The organism is Dyella sp., assembly GCF_035277725.1.
In the GTDB taxonomy this organism is placed as follows: Bacteria; Pseudomonadota; Gammaproteobacteria; order Xanthomonadales; family Rhodanobacteraceae; genus Dyella_B.
The window spans coordinates 1-15,398 of sequence record NZ_DATEJY010000260.1 but is presented as its reverse complement, the minus strand read 5'-3'; the positions used below and the strand labels follow the sequence as shown (position 1 = coordinate 15,398).

General features: G+C 58.8%; 10 protein-coding genes. 9 read left to right on the top strand and 1 reads right to left on the bottom strand.

The annotated features are described in order from the left end of the window. The 8 genes from VJR68_RS20910 to VJR68_RS20875 all read left to right on the top strand — a co-directional run. Positions 1-2,277, top strand: a 2,277-nt coding sequence (locus VJR68_RS20910; protein WP_324150770.1) for an amino acid adenylation domain-containing protein, incomplete at its 5' end; no start/stop codon positions are given. 30 nt (positions 2,278-2,307) lie between these two features. After that, positions 2,308-3,621 (top strand): ABC transporter permease, encoded by a 1,314-nt coding sequence (locus VJR68_RS20905; protein WP_324150771.1) that lies wholly within the window; start codon positions 2,308-2,310, stop codon positions 3,619-3,621. 10 nt (positions 3,622-3,631) lie between these two features. Then, positions 3,632-4,858 (top strand): ABC transporter permease, encoded by a 1,227-nt coding sequence (locus VJR68_RS20900; protein ID WP_324150768.1) that lies wholly within the window; start codon positions 3,632-3,634, stop codon positions 4,856-4,858. Positions 4,859-4,934: 76 nt separating this feature from the next. Beyond that, positions 4,935-5,918, top strand: a complete 984-nt coding sequence (locus VJR68_RS20895) for a TauD/TfdA family dioxygenase (RefSeq protein WP_324150766.1) — start codon at positions 4,935-4,937, stop codon at positions 5,916-5,918. A 76-nt stretch (positions 5,919-5,994) separates the two neighbouring features. Beyond that, the gene (locus tag VJR68_RS20890; protein WP_324150764.1) at positions 5,995-8,430 is read left to right on the top strand and encodes a penicillin acylase family protein; all 2,436 of its coding nucleotides are present in this window, start codon (positions 5,995-5,997) and stop codon (positions 8,428-8,430) included. A gap of 7 nt (positions 8,431-8,437) precedes the next feature. Further along, complete coding sequence (locus tag VJR68_RS20885) at positions 8,438-10,141, top strand: cyclic peptide export ABC transporter (RefSeq protein WP_324150763.1); 1,704 nt, start codon at positions 8,438-8,440, stop codon at positions 10,139-10,141. A 46-nt stretch (positions 10,142-10,187) separates the two neighbouring features. Next, complete coding sequence (locus VJR68_RS20880; RefSeq protein ID WP_324150761.1) at positions 10,188-13,376, top strand: amino acid adenylation domain-containing protein; 3,189 nt, start codon at positions 10,188-10,190, stop codon at positions 13,374-13,376. Positions 13,377-13,514: 138 nt separating this feature from the next. Then, positions 13,515-13,763, top strand: a complete 249-nt coding sequence (locus VJR68_RS20875) for a hypothetical protein (protein ID WP_324150760.1) — start codon at positions 13,515-13,517, stop codon at positions 13,761-13,763. Positions 13,764-13,948: 185 nt separating this feature from the next. Here VJR68_RS20875 and VJR68_RS20870 read toward each other — a convergent pair whose 3' ends face one another. After that, positions 13,949-14,851, bottom strand: coding sequence for a LysR family transcriptional regulator (locus tag VJR68_RS20870; protein ID WP_324150758.1), 903 nt, complete (start codon positions 14,849-14,851; stop codon positions 13,949-13,951). 146 nt (positions 14,852-14,997) lie between these two features. Between VJR68_RS20870 and VJR68_RS20865 the strand changes: the two genes are divergently transcribed. After that, positions 14,998-15,398: aldehyde dehydrogenase family protein (locus tag VJR68_RS20865; protein WP_324150757.1), on the top strand; the 401-nt coding region annotated here is incomplete at its 3' end.

The window sequence follows — 15,398 nt, the reverse complement described above, 5'->3', positions numbered from 1 at the left end:
CTGCGTTTGGATGCGGATGCAGATGTCTTGGCCACATACCCGAGCACGCCATGGATGCGAGAGGAGCTCGGACTCACGCCCCATCATCTGGCCTACGTGATCTACACCTCCGGCTCCACCGGCAAACCCAAGGGCGTGATGGTCGAACACGCCGGTGTGGTGAACCGCCTATGGTGGGGCCGGCAAACCTATCAGATGGATAGCAATGACCGCGTCTTGCAGAAGACGCCGTTCGGCTTCGATGTCTCGGTGTGGGAACTGCTGCAGCCGCTGCTTTCCGGTGCGCGCCTGGTGATGGCGCAGCCTGGGGGGCATATGGATCCGCATTATCTGGCGAAGATCATCGAGCGCGAAGACATCACCACCACGCATTTCGTGCCATCGATGTTGCAGGTGTTTCTGGACCACGCCCCTGTCGAGCGTTGCCAAAGCCTGCGTCGCGTGCTGTGCAGCGGCGAAGCGTTGCCTTACGCCTTGCAGACCCGTTTCTTCAGCAAGCTGCCTGCGGTGGAGCTGCATAACCTGTACGGGCCGACCGAGGCCTCGATCGAGGTCACCGCGTGGGATTGCCGCAACGATTTGCATGAAGGCATCGTGCCGATTGGCCGTCCGATCGCCAATACGCAGATCTATATTCTCGACGAGCATCGCCAGCCGGTGCCGGTCGGCGTGGCCGGGGAGTTGTACCTGGGCGGCGCCGGCGTGGCGCGCGGCTATCTCCATCGCCCGGAGCTGACCGCCGAGCGCTTTATCGATGATCCCTTTGCGACGCGCCCGGGTGCGCGGTTGTACAAGACCGGCGATCTGGGTCGCTGGCTGCCGGATGGCGCGATCGAATACCTGGGCCGCAACGATTTCCAGGTGAAGATCCGTGGCTTGCGCATCGAGCTGGGTGAAATCGAACAACGGCTGAGCTGCATGTCGGGGGTGACGTCAGCTGTTGTAGTGGCGCGCGAAGATGAGCCAGGCCAGAAGCGACTGGTGGCCTATCTCACCTTGGATCCCGCACAGGCTCAGCGTGAGCACTCCGAGACGATCACCGAACTGCGCAGCCATTTACTGGCCCAGCTGCCGGATTACATGGTGCCCGCGGCCTTCATGATCCTGGACGCGTTGCCCTCGTCTACCAATGGCAAAGTCGATCGCAAGCAGCTGCCGGTGCCGCATGCCACGGTGACGGCCAGCGCGTATGTCGCGCCGAGGAATCACACCGAGCAAGTGCTATGCACGATCTGGTGCGACATCCTCGGGTGCGAGCAGGTGGGCGTGCGTGACAATTTTTTCGATCGCGGCGGTCATTCCCTGTTGGCCATACCGCTGATTTCACGTGTCAAAAAGCAGTTCGGCATCACCATGGAGCTGCAGGAGATGTTCAGGCTGCAAACCATCGACGATATGGCTCGCTTTCTGGAGGCGCACATCGCCCCATCCGCGGAAGATGGTGCACAGGTCACCCGACATCTCATGAAGTTGAAGGACAGCGTGCTGGAAGGTTCGCCCTTGTTCCTGGTTCATCCTGTCGGCGGCTACGTGCAATGCTACTTCGACCTTTGCGGGGAGCTGAGCCACGACGGCCCCGTGTACGGCATCCATGTCGATGCGTCCACGCCTGCCAGCATTCCGGCGATGGCCGAGCAGTACATCAAGGCCATCAAAGATATCCAGCCAGTGGGGCCCTATCTCATCGGCGGCTGGTCAATGGGCGGTGTCATCGCTTACGAAATGGCCTGCCAGTTCGATCGAATGGGCGAAGAGATCGAATCGATCTTCATGATCGATTCGTTTCATCCGAGCGCAAGTACATCCCAGGACGTCCACGCGGATGAAAAGCAATTGCTGGCAGCGCTGGCCTTGGAGCACGGTATTGGCTACGAGCACTTGGTCCAGGCCGATGTGCAGCGCTTCGAAAAGACGGCGCTCGATGAGCTGTTCGAGATCTTCGTGGATCTCGGGCGCTCGCAACTTCGCCTGCATGCCGAATTCACCGCGCGTGATCTGAAAGAGCGCTTCGCCGTGATACAGCGCAATGCTTCGGCCCTGCGGTCTTACCACCCGACATCTTCGACGAGGAAGATCCATTTGATTCGAGCCAAGGAAAACCGCAACGAAGATCGTTCGCTTGGATGGGATTCGGTCGCAGCCGAGGTGATCGTCCTCGAGAGAGAGGGAGATCATTTCTCGATGATGCGCCGCCCTCATGTGACCGGCGTAGCTCATGACATCCAGCGATTCATCCGTCAATTGCAATCCGTACCGCCCGCCGCGGTGTTGGCCTGAGAGGCAATCATGAAATCTGATCCTGTTGAGATGTTTGCTTATTACCTTCAGCTCGGCGTGCGTAGTCTGCGGCGCATGCCGGTGGTGACCTTGTTGATGATATTGGCCATCGGCTTTGGCGTGGGCGCCTCCATGACCAGTTATGCGGTCTTTCGCGCGGTGTCGGGCAACCCCATTCCATGGAAGTCGAGCCAGCTGTACGCGCCGCAAATCGACAACTGGGATCCGCGCACACTTGGCCCAAGCGCCGAGCCGCCGGATCTGATGGATTACCAGGACGCCATGGCCTTGATGGACGCGCGTGTCGCGGCGCGCCAGACCGCCACCTATCCGGTCAGCTTCTCGGTCATTCCCAATGGCGTGATCAGCAAGCCGTTCAATATCAGCGGCTATGCGACATATGCCGATTTCTTCCCCATGTTCGACGTGCCGTTTCAATATGGCGGAGGGTGGGGTGAGACCGATGATCGCGGTCGCGCGGCCACCATCGTCATCAGCAGCAAGCTCAACCAAACCATGTTCGGCGGCGCCAACAGTATCGGCCGCGACATTGTCTTGAACGACCATGCGTTTCGCATCGTCGGCGTCTTGCAGAACTGGAATCCAAAACCGCGGTTCTATGACGCCGCCAATACCAACGGGTTCGGCAGTGAGGGACCTGACTTCTTCATTCCCTTCACACGGGCAATGGATCTACACCTGGAGACTAAGGGTGCGAATGCGTGCAACGGTCAGGGGGGCGTTGGTTGGGACGGATGGCTGCGCTCACAGTGCGTGTGGATTTCGTTCTGGGTGCAATTGCCCGACGCCGCAGCAGTGCAGCGCTACCGGTCCTTCCTGGAGGGATACTCGGCGCAGCAGCAACGCGCCGGCCGCTTCAATTGGCCGCCCAATATCCGCCTGCGCAACCTGGTGCAGTGGCTGGATTTCGAAAAAGTGGTGCCGCCGGAGACCAAGGTTTCCTTGCTGGTGTCGTTCGCCTTTCTGGTGGTCTGCCTGGTCAACACGATCGGCTTGCTGCTTGCCAAATTCATGCGCCGGGCAGGGGAGGTTGGCTTGCGGCGAGCGCTGGGTGCGTCACGAGGCGACATCTATACCCAGTTCCTGGCCGAGGCCGGCATCATCGGCGTGGCTGGGGGCATGGTCGGTTTACTGCTGACCGTGCTCGGCATGGCTTCCCTTGGGCAGGTGTTCCAGCCGGACATCGCGCATCTAGCGCAAATGAATATCGGTCTGGTCGTCCTCACCTTGCTGGTGGCGATTGCCGCCACCGTCATCGCCGCCTTTTATCCCACCTGGCGCGCAGCGCATGTGCAGCCTGCCTGGCAGCTGAAGTCGAACTGAGGGTATGCCCATGATCATGCAAATCACGCCCATTCTCATCGCACTCAAGCGACACAAGGCCGGCACGATCCTGATCGCCTTGCAAATCGCGCTAACGCTGGCGATCGTATGCAATGCGCTGTTCATCATCCGGCAACGCGTTGAGCACGCCATGCGCCCTACCGGCATCGATGAATCCTCCATCATCCGCATCAAGAACGAGTGGGCCAAGCAGCAGACGCCCGAACAGCTACGGGCGCTCGCCGACACCGATCTCGCCGTGTTGAGGCAGATCCCAGGCGTGATCGATGCATATGCCACCAACTCTTTTCCGCTGAGCGGAAATGGCATGCCGATGGGACTTACCTACACCGCGGATCAGCCCAATCCCACCACGACGGCGTCGGCCTATTTTGCGGACGCGCATACGCTCAATACCTTGGGTCTGAAGCTGATCGCCGGCCGCAATTTCAGTCCCGACGAAATCGGTCAGCTGGGACCACAGGAAATGCTCGCACCACCGGTGGTGATCGTTACCGAGGATCTTGCCAAAGCCATGTATCCGGATGGCTCTGCCTTGGGAAAAACTGTTTACATGTCTCCCAGGCCGAGCACGATCGTGGGAATCGTGGAGCGGCTGCAAGGCCCCTGGGTCGACAACTCCTCGGCGCAATGGGCGGAACGATCGGCGCTGGTGCCGTTCAAGCTCGACGCGGCGCCGTATTACCTCATCAGGGTACGGCATGACCAAGTGCACGCCGTCGCGTCGATCGCCTTGCAGAAGCTCTATGACGTCAACGCCATGCGCGTCATCGATGGTAAGGACGGTGTGCGCACCTTCGAGGAAGTCAGGAAGGATGCCTATCAGAAGGACCACGGCATGGCCGTGGCCATGACGCTGATTTGCGCATCGTTGCTGGCAATCACGGCAGCCGGCATCGTGGGACTGACCAGTTTCTGGGTGGGGCAGCGCCGCAAGCATATCGGCGTGCGGCGGGCGCTTGGCGCGACGCGGCGCGACATACTGGCCTATTTCCTGACCGAGAACGGCCTGATCACGCTGGCCGGTGTGGTACTCGGCTCGATCCTGGCCGTCAGCATCAACTCCTGGATGATGGGCGCCTTCGAAATGCGCAGGCTTCCGCCGGGTTATGTGCTGCTCGGCATGGTGGCCTTGCTGCTGCTTGGGCAACTGGCCGCTTTCATCCCGGCGTTTCGGGCCACCCGGGTGTCGCCCGTGGAAGCCACGCGCCCCTGATGAGCCATGCCATGGGCGATCTGAAACAACGTTGCATCCGGCAGTTATTTTCCATGCACGCAAGAGGGAAAAGTCGATGAATACGGAAACTGTGAGTGCGAAAACTTTCACCTTGGCCGACCTGAAACCGGTCGGCGGCATCCCGCTTTTCTTGAACGTCGAGGCATCCGGCATACCCGCAACCAGCTGGGCCCAGGAACATCAGCACGACGTGCGCGGTCTGCTCGAGGCCAACGGCGCCGTGCTGATCCGAGGCCTGGATGTGCCGGGCAGCAGTCAGTTTGGACGGATTCTGTCGACGCTGTTCGGCAGCGAACTGGTCGAATACGTCTACCGTTCCACGCCGCGCACCGAACTGCGCGGAAACGTCTATACGGCGACGGAATATCCCGCCAGTGAAGTCATTCCGCAACACAACGAGAATTCGTATTCCCGACATTGGCCAAACCGCATCGGCTTTCTGTGCATGCTGCCGTCGGAAACCGGCGGGGAAACGCCGATCGGCGACAGCCGTGTCATCTATGACATGTTGCCGGCGTCCATCCGTGACAAATTCGAAGAAAAAGGCGTGATGTATGTACGCAACTATTCCGATCTCGATCTCCCGTGGTCGGTCGTCTTCCAAACCGACGACAAGAAACTGGTCGAAGCCTATTGCGAAGAAAACGAGCTGAGCTTCGAGTGGCTCGACAACGGTGCCTTGCGGACCACGCAGATCAATCCGGCCACTGCCGTGCACCCGGTAACCGGCGACAAAATCTGGTTCAACCAGGCGCATCTGTTCCATGTTTCGAACCTCGGCAGTGACATGGCCAATACCCTGATAGCCTCGCTTGGCGAAGAAGACCTGCCGCGCAATGCCTATTACGGCGATGGATCACCCATAGAACCGGAGGCTCTGGATACGATCCGCGCGGTCTATGAGCAGACGAAGATCAAGTTCACCTGGCAAAAGAACGATCTGCTGCTGTTGGACAACATGTTGTTCACGCATGGCCGCGAATCGTTCACGGGAGCGCGCAAGGTGCTGACAGGTATGGCATGCCCAAATCGAAGCTAGACGTGTCGGTGTCGTGAATCGCCTTGCCTTGGATGCTTCTTCCTCTCATCGCCGGATACCTTCGTGGCCCTCTCTTATGTTCAAGCGCTATCCACTGATCTCGCGTGCCGTCACCTTCCTGGTGATTCCGCTACTCATCGCCACCCTGTCCGGCTATCTCTATCTACGGAAGAGTCTTCCGACCGCCTCGGTGTCCGAGGTCAAGGTCCATGTATCGCAGAACGTCACGATCGATCGAGACAAGAACGGCATCGTCTATATCCAGGCGAAAACCGATCACGATGCTTATTTTGCTTTGGGGTATGCCCATGCGCAGGATCGGTTGTGGCAGCTGGAGCTGGAGCGGCGCATCGCCCAGGGACGATTGAGCGAAATTCTCGGCAAAGGCGCCATCATTCAGGATGTATGGATGCGAACCCTTGGTCTGTACGCATCGGCCGAGCAATCCTGGAGCCGACTTAGTCCCGAGGCGCAGGATTCATTGAGGGCCTATGCCGACGGTATCAATGCCTGGATTGCACAACACCCCGTGCTGCCGCCGGAATTCATTGCCCTGGGCGTCAAACCGGCACCATGGCGGCCGGTGGATTCGCTGGCATGGTCCAAAGTGTTCGCGCTCAATCTCGCCGGCAACATGTGGAACGAGATTTCCAACCTGATGGCAAGCCGTTACCTCAGCAAAGAGCAAATGGTTGACCTGGTCGGCTATGACATCGGTAGCGCGAATGCCTCTGCCGCCATCAAGACCCGCGGTCTGGTGGATTTCCTTGCGGTGAAGAATAGCCTGGAAACCAAACTACAACTCGGCGGGCGCTTTGTCGGCAGCAATGCCTGGGTGGTGGCCGGCCGTTATATGAAGAGCGGCAAGGCGGCCCTGGCCAATGACCCTCATCTTGGCCTGCAGATACCCTCGCTCTGGTATGTCGCCAGCCTGAAAGGAAGCAAGCTGGATGTGCGTGGGATGACTCTGGTTGGCCTCCCTGTGGTGGTGTTTGGCGAAAACCAGCATATCGCCTGGGGTGGCACCAGCATGATGGCGGATGTGCAAGACCTGTACATGGAGCAGACCAATCCGCAGGACCCGAATCAGTACCTGCACAACGGCACATGGATGACCTTCAAGACCCGTGTCGAAAGCATCGCCGTTAAGGCCGATTTCCCCTCGTTTCTGCGCAGTGCTCCGGAGCCGGCGAAGATTCAGATCAGGGAAACAGTGGATGGCCCCATCATCAGCGACGCCATCGGTTCCTTCGAGCAGCCCATCGCCTTGAAGTGGACGGCGCTGGACGCGGACGATGCTTCCTATGAATCCTTCTTCCGCATCGATTACGCGGAAAACTGGGATCAATTCAAAACCGCGTTTCGCGGTTATGTGGCACCGGCCATGAACATTCTCTATGTCGACACGGCCAACAACATCGGCTCGCTCGGCATCGGTCGAATTCCGATCCGCGCCAAGGGTCACGCACGCATCCCAGTGCCGGGCTGGAACGATGACTATGCCTGGACGGGTTACATCCCTTTCGACGCCATGCCACAGCTGTTCAATCCGCCGAGCGGCTATATCGTCTCGGCCAACAACAAGCTCGTTGACGATACCTATCCTTACTTCATCTCGGGCGATTGGGCGCCAGCTGCGAGAGCACAGCGCATCCAGCAGCTCCTGCATCAGAAGGTTGCCAACGGCGAAGGGATGACGCTGGATGATTTCCAACGCATGCAGTCGGACACGATGGACCTGAGCGCGAAGCGTCTGCTGGCTTACCTGAAAACCTTCCAACCCAAGGATGCGGCCCAGAAGGAGGTGCTCGATTACCTGTCGTCGTGGCAGGGCGACATGAGTCGGGACAGTCAAGGTGCTTCCATCTTCTTTGTATGGTCCAGGCACCTGCGCGAAGATTTGTTCGCTGCCAAGCTGCAGAAGCTCTGGAACAAACAGTGGGAGTCCGCGCAACTGGCGGTATTGACCGACCACGCCAGCTACGACCAGATTTACGCAGCGTTGACCCAGCCCGGTGACACATGGTGCGGCAAAGAAGCGGCCGATACCACTGCTTCATCGTGCGCGCGCAAGCTCGACGATGCACTACGCGAGACCATCGTCGAGCTCGGCAAGCTGCGTGGCAAGGATCCAAAGACATGGCGATGGGGTGATATCCATTACACGCTCTATGCGCATACGCCCTTCAGCACGATCTCGGCGGTGGCGCCCGTTTTCGAGCGCAAGATTCCCAGCGGTGGTGCAACCAATACCGTCGATGTGGCGAACGCCAACTACATGCCATCCGGTGGTTACGAGCAGACCTTCGGCGCGGGTTTCAGGCAGCTCATGCAAGTGGGTGATGACGGCGCGCTGCATGACGTCCTGATGAATTCCACGGGTCAATCCGGCAATGTGCTCAGCCGTCATTACGCCGATATGGTCAAGCCGTTCGCCGATGCGGACTACCTCGAGATCGATGGCAAACGAGCACCCAAGGTCCGTAGCCAACTCGTCCTCATTGCGGAGTGAAAGACCCATGGACCTGCTGAAACTGTTTACCGATAGATCGCCCAACAAGGTCTTCCTTTCGCTCTTTCTTGGCGCACTCGCCGGCTTCAGCTACGCGCTGCTCATCCCGGTGGTGCTCGCCAGCCTGGCCGATGTGTCAGGCGGGGAGGCACCGGCGGGTCTGAAGGCGCATTTTCTTTCCCTGGAAATTTCGAATTACCGATTCGGCATACTTTTCTGCGCAATCTGCCTGCTCATTCTGTTCTGCCGGGCCACGTCGCAGATTCTGCTAACCCGCGTGGCGCTGGATGCAACGACCGACCTGCGGGTAAAGACCTATCGCCAGATCGCGGCCGCTCCAATCGCCGAGCTCGAGAAGGTGGGTTCGTCCAAATTGCTGGTGGCGATAACCACCGATGTCGCCCGCATCATCAGTGGTGCCATTTCGATTCCGAATGTGCTGGTTTCGATCGTGACCGTCACCGGAATGCTCAGCTATCTGTATCTGCTTAGCTCGGATGTCTTTGCCTTCGTGATCAAGGCCATCTTGTTCGGTGTGGTTACCTACCAGGTGCCGATGTTGATCGGCAACAAATATTTTGCGAGGGGCCGAGCCGAATTCGACATGCTGCAGGAATCGATCCGTGGCCTGATCTACGGTGCCAAGGAGCTGAAGCTCAACAAGATCAAGCGCGATCGCTATTTCGACGAGTTTCTGGCCACCCACGAGCGATCGGTCTTACGCAATACCAAGCGTGCCAACACCATTGTCGTATCCGCCGCCAATTACGGCGATCTGCTCAGCTTTTACGTCATTGGCGTCATTGCGTATATTTTCGTCAGCTACCATTCGATCGAGAGCGTCAAGCTCGTCGGCGCCATGATGGCGCTGATCTATATCGCAAGCCCGGTGGCGCTCATCCTCAACTCCCTGCCGCAGATCATCAATGCCAGGGTTTCGCTGCGTAGCGTAAAGAAGCTGTTCGATCAGATTCCGGTGGAGAACGTTTCCGAATCGGCCGAGCCCCTGCCGCCCTGGGAAACCGTGCGGCTGGCCGGAGTCACCTTTCATTACAGTAACGAGGGCAGCGAGTTCGCGTTGGGACCGATCGACCTGGAGATATCCAAGGGCGAGGTGACCTTCATCGTCGGGGGCAACGGTTCGGGAAAATCGACCTTGAGCAAGATCATATCGCTGCATTATCACCCCTCGAGCGGCGATATTTTCTTCGGCGACACGAAGATCGACGCAAGCTCGATGGGGCAGGGAAGGGCCTGCATGGCTGCCATCTTCACCGATTATTACCTGTTCGATCGCCTGCTTGGCAGCCTCGATACCGTCGATCAGAGAATCGTGGAGAGCTATCTTTCCAAGCTCGGTATAGCCAACAAGGTGCGCATCACCGACGGGCACTTCTCCACCACCTCGCTTTCCGACGGACAAAGAAAGCGCGTGGCCTTGCTCGTGGCGCTGATCGAAGACCGCGATATCTATCTGTTCGACGAATGGGCAGCCGACCAGGATCCTTCCTTCAAGGAAGTGTTCTATCACCAGGTGCTTCCCGAGCTTAAGGCGAAAAACAAGGTTGTGGTCGTCATCAGTCATGACGACCGCTATTTCCATGTTGCCGACAAGTTACTGGTCATGGAGGACGGCAAGCTGATCCGTACCGAGCTGAAGCAACCCGATCCGCTGCAGTGGCGAGCCAATGAGTCTGGCGTGGCGGTATAGCGCAGGCATGCCGACAGCTTCCAATGACACGGAAAAGGTTAAATCTATGCTCTCTACACTGCTTCCTCTGACGCTGACCCAGCACGACATCTATCTAGATCAGCTTCGCCATCCCGGCAAGCCGCTATATAACGTTGGCGGCTATATCAACTTGCGCGATATCACGCCAGCCAGGCTGCGAGCGGCGCATGCGCGTCTGGTGAGCGAAAACGAGCTGTTCGGATTGCGCATCGTGCCTCATCGTGATGGCGTTTTTCAGACGCTTGGTGATGTGCCGACCACGACGCTGATCGATGTCGATCTTTCCGGCACGGACGATCCGATCGCCCAAGCTGATGCTTGGATCAAGAATCTGTTCGAAACGGCCCTGACAATGGAAAACGCGGAGCTGTTCCGCGCCTATCTGCTGATACTGGGGCATGGCCGTTATCGATATGTCGGCATGGCGCATCACATCTGCATGGACGGATGGGGCTTTTCCAACTGGGCCAGCCTGCTTTGCGACCTGTATAGCGACCCGACAGCGTCTGCGCTGCCGGAGCTGCCTTGGGGTGATATCGCCCTGGACGATGTTCGCTATGTGGAGAGCAAGCAGTACGAGGGCGATAAGGCGTACTGGTCGACGCATCTCGCCGATATGCCGGCGCCTTTGTTTGCAGCGCGGACCGGGGCGGACTCCATGGAGTCGGGCGGTCGGCGTTGCATTATCGAGCTGAGTCGTGAGGAGCTCGACGCATGGAAGTCGCTTGCACTGGAGCTTCGTGCAGGCATTTCGCACGTATTGCTCGCGCTGCTTGCGGTCTATTTTTTTCACTGCCATGGTCAGCGCAGGCATGTGTTCGGGCTACCGTTTCATAATCGTAGATCGCACGCCAAAAAACAGATGCTCGGCGTATTTGCCGGCATAAGCCCGTTGTGCATTGAACTGAGCGAGAGCGACACGTTTTCGGAATTGGTGCGGACGATCAGCAAGCGTCAGCTATCCAGCCTTCGCCATCAAAGGTATCCGCTTGGACACATGCTGCGGGACATGGCCGGAATGGCCGGTCGACGCGCGCTCTACGAGGTGGGCTTCAATTATCTCCAGCTCGGCGGCGAACTTGCCTTTGACGAGACGGAAGCCGATCTGGTGTATGTGAGCAACAACCACGGCAATACACCGCTCATGCTCAATTTTTGCGAGTACGGCAGGCAAGGTGCCGTGCAGTTGCAGCTGGATTATCAACAGGCGTTCATCAGCGATGACGATGTCCTGCTCATGCGGGAACGGCTGGCTTTCCTGCTACGTTCGCTTCGGCACATCAAGGACCAGCGTGTAACCGATATCGCCGTCATGCCAGACGGGGAAAGGCAACGGCTGCTTCAAGGGTACGGTGATCATCCGGTTCGTAACCCCAGCAACGCCTGCATCCACCACTTGTTTGAAATGCAGGCAAAACGGACACCTGATGCCGTAGCGGTGCGTGCCGGCGAGATCACCTATACGTACCGGCAGTTGAATGCCAAGGCCAATCAGGTCGCGCATCGGCTGCTTCTGGCAGGCGCAAAACCCGAAAGCCTGGTCGGCATCCATATGGAGCGCACAGCCGATCTGATCGTGGCCGTGTTGGGTGTACTGAAGGCGGGAGCTGCCTATGTGCCATTGGACTGCGCCTACCCATGGCAGCGCGTGCAGATGCTGGTGGAGGACAGCGGCTTGCAATGGGTGCTCACGCAACGGCAGCTTTCCGGTGTACTCGAGCCACTCGATGTGCCGTTGCTGTATGTGGAGGAGTGCATGCAGCATCCGGGGCCAGCTGATGACGAGCTGGCCGCTTCGCAGGTTGACGTTATGGCCTCCAACCTCGCATATGTCATCTATACCTCGGGCTCTACTGGCAAGCCCAAGGGCGTGGAAATCTGTCACGGCAATACGGTGGCCCTGCTCGATTGGGCGCAGACGATTTATGCGCCTGAAGACCTCAGCGCGGTACTGGCAAGCACGTCGATCAACTTTGATCTGTCGATTTTCGAGATGTTCGCGCCGCTGACCTGCGGGGGCAGCTGCGTGCTCGTACGGGATGCGCTGGCCATTTTGAGTCAACGCGTGGTTGTGACGCTCATCAACACCGTGCCGTCGGCGATGAAGATGCTGCTGGAGCAGGGTGCCATACCGGTGGGGGTGCGGGTAGTCAATCTTGCCGGCGAGCCCTTGCCGATGACCTTGGTCAACGAGCTATTGCTACGCGGCAAATGCGGCCGGGTGATCAACCTTTACGGGCCCTCGGAGGACACGACGTATTCGACCTACGCCATCTTCGAAACGCCGATCGCGCGATCACCAGCGATCGGCCGGGCGATTGCCAGTACCAAGTTGTACGTGTTGTCGCCCGAAGCCAAGCTGGTTCCCATGGGAGCGGTTGGCGAATTGCATATTGCCGGCAAGGGGCTGGCAAGAGGCTACCTCGACGCCCCCGAGCAGACGGCCGAAAAGTTCATTCGTAATCCTTTCGAAGACGGCGCCTATGCACGCCTCTACAAGACCGGTGACCTGGTGCGCTATCGCACGGATGGCGAGCTGGAATACTTGGGCCGCCTGGATGGTCAGGTAAAAATACGGGGCTTCCGGATAGAACTGGGCGAGATTCAGCGCAACCTTGAACAATTGGAAGGCGTAAAGACCGCCGTGGTGCTGGTCAAAGGTGACGGGTCTGTCGGCAAACATCTGGTGGCCTTCGTCGAGCGCTGGAAACGCGCGCCAGAGAGCGGCATGGATGTATCCAATGAATCATGGGCAGAAGGGCTGCGACGATGCCTTTGCAGTGTTTTGCCGGGCTATATGGTGCCCGCAATGATATTCGTGCTCGCCCAGATGCCGCTTACGTCGAACGGCAAAGTGGATAAAAATGCACTCGAAGCCATGGAAGGACAACCCAGTTCAAAAGCCGCCCAGGTAACGCCACCCAAGACGCTGGTGGAAATGAAACTGACGGGTCTATGGGCAGATCTACTCGGAGTGGACAGTACCTTCGTCGGCATGGAAACGAGCCTGTTCGATCTGGGCGGGCACTCGTTACTGTTGGTTCGACTGGCGAATCAGATCCAGCATGAGTTCGGCATCGATTTTCCCATCACAACCTGTTTCCAGGCCGAAAATCTGGCTGACCTGGCCGAAAAAGTGGAGATGGAAATCACCATGATGCTCATCGAGCAAAAAATGAGCTGTGCAGACATTGTGAGCGAAGGCTACCTTTGATTGCTTCGGCATGCCGTCCATCCGATGCTCGTAGTGAGCACTGAGGGCGTGATAGGCCGTCGCAGTGAAGATCGGCGCTCAACATAAGATTTAAATGCGCGAGCCTATGGCGACTGCTCGTCGCCCAAGCAGTTGGTCATGGCCATCACTTTGCCGAAGGGCACGCCTTGGCGACCCGCTTCGGTGGCGGAGCCTGAGCAAAAAATGTGTTCCACCATTGCCGTCGAACTCCGCCAGTTTGGCGCGCCGCTGCACGATCTGCGCTATGTGATCAACCGTCAGCTGTGGCGACCACGTGACAACCGCGATGCAGGTGACGGAAGAGGGGGCGTACCGCCCGACGCCGCGGCGAGCCATGCTTCCAGCGCTTGCGCGGCCTGCTCTTAACGGCTCGGCGTCGGTGTGCTTTTTTTGACACTTACGCATGCACCAAAGTGTCGGGTTTATTGCTTGCCACGCGACTACCATCGCTCTCGTCAGATGAAATAATTTGGCGCGTACGTGAGGTAAGAAGCAACGCGATCGAGGCAGCAATCCTCCTTTGTGCTGCTGCCAACATTCGGGAACCTGTTTCAGTCCGAGGTCAGCCGTAACTCCTTCGCTAGTTCGATCAGTGCGCGTAGCCGTGCGGGCACGAATCGTCGACCCGAGTAGTAAAGCCTCAGGCCGCCGAAGGGTGGACACCACGGCACCAGCACGGGCACCAGTGCGCCGTCCCGCAGTTCCTCCGCAATGAGCCATTCGGAAACGAAGCCAATACCCAGTCCGAGCAGCACCGCCTGCTTGATCGCGGCATGTTCGTTGAGTGCCATGCGCACAGGCAGATCCATCTGCAGCTTGCGGCCGTTCTTCTCCAGTTCCCAGCGGTAGATGCCACCGTGCGACATGTTCATGCCGATGCTTTGGTGTTTGAGCAGGTCGCGCGGTTGTCTGGGCGTGCCGTGGCGTTTCAGATATTCGGGCGTCGCCACCACCAACATGCGTAGATCGCGAGAGAGCGGTACGGCGATCATGTCCTGCGGCACCGATTCGGCGAGGCGGATGCCAGCGTCGAAGCCTTCGGCCACGATGTCGATCATGCGCGACTCACTCACCAGGTCGATGCGCACCTCGGGGTAGCGTTGCGCGTAGGGGCCGAATAGAGATTCCAACAGCATCGACGCCACACCCTGCGGCGCATTGATCCGCAGCGTGCCGCTGGGCGTGTCGGGGCCGCTGCCTGCTTCCTCACCGGCGCTGTGGATTTCCGCGAGTGCTGGGGCGATACGCTCTACGTAGCGCCGTCCCGCATCGGTGAGTGCCACGCTGCGCGTCGAGCGGTTGAACAAGCGCACCTTGAGGCGTGCCTCCAACCCTGCCACGGCGCCGCTTACCGCCGTGGTCGACATGCCCAGTTCCTGCGCCGCGCCGCGAAAGCTGTGGCGACGCGCGACGGCAAGGATCACTTCGAGTTCGGTCATTCCGGTGCGATGCATGGATTATCCTGATATTCAGAACAGGTCATTCGCTATAAATCGGATTATCAGAACAATCATCCCTCCCTAGACTGCGTTGTGCAACGACCCCGGTGCCGGCTTTCCCAGCTTGGCGGGGCGCCTCCACTTTCCCAGAGGACATCGACATGCAACGCATCGAACACATCTACATCAACGGCGAATTCGTTCTGCCGCACGGCCAGGTATGGTTCGACCTGTACAACCCCAGCACGGAGGAAGTCATCGGCCAGGTTCGATTGGGCGACGAGCAGGACGCGCAGCGCGCAATCGCGGCGGCGAAGGCGGCGTTTCCCGCATGGTCACACACCACGCGCGAGGAGCGCATCGATGCGCTTCAGCGCATGCATAAAGCCATCGCGGCGCGCGAGGATGCACTGATGGAAGCCGTCGTCACCGAATACGGCGCACCACACGCGCGTGGTCGCTGGATGGCGACCTATCCGGCCGACGTCATCATGCAGGCCATTGAAGCGCTGCGATCCTTCGAGTTCGAGGAACAAGTAGGCAGCGCGCGCGTGATCCTGAC

What these genes read in the sequence shown, in the direction of transcription:
- VJR68_RS20905 (WP_324150771.1), top strand. Translation starts at nt 2,308, where the DNA reads ATGTTTGCTTATTACCTTCAGCTCGGCGTGCGTAGTCTGCGGCGCATG.
- VJR68_RS20900 (WP_324150768.1), top strand. Translation starts at nt 3,632, where the DNA reads ATGATCATGCAAATCACGCCCATTCTCATCGCACTCAAGCGACACAAG.
- VJR68_RS20895 (WP_324150766.1), top strand. Translation starts at nt 4,935, where the DNA reads ATGAATACGGAAACTGTGAGTGCGAAAACTTTCACCTTGGCCGACCTG.
- VJR68_RS20890 (WP_324150764.1), top strand. Translation starts at nt 5,995, where the DNA reads ATGTTCAAGCGCTATCCACTGATCTCGCGTGCCGTCACCTTCCTGGTG.
- VJR68_RS20885 (WP_324150763.1), top strand. Translation starts at nt 8,438, where the DNA reads ATGGACCTGCTGAAACTGTTTACCGATAGATCGCCCAACAAGGTCTTC.
- VJR68_RS20880 (WP_324150761.1), top strand. Translation starts at nt 10,188, where the DNA reads ATGCTCTCTACACTGCTTCCTCTGACGCTGACCCAGCACGACATCTAT.
- VJR68_RS20875 (WP_324150760.1), top strand. Translation starts at nt 13,515, where the DNA reads ATGGCCATCACTTTGCCGAAGGGCACGCCTTGGCGACCCGCTTCGGTG.
- VJR68_RS20870 (WP_324150758.1), bottom strand. Translation starts at nt 14,851, where the DNA reads ATGCATCGCACCGGAATGACCGAACTCGAAGTGATCCTTGCCGTCGCG.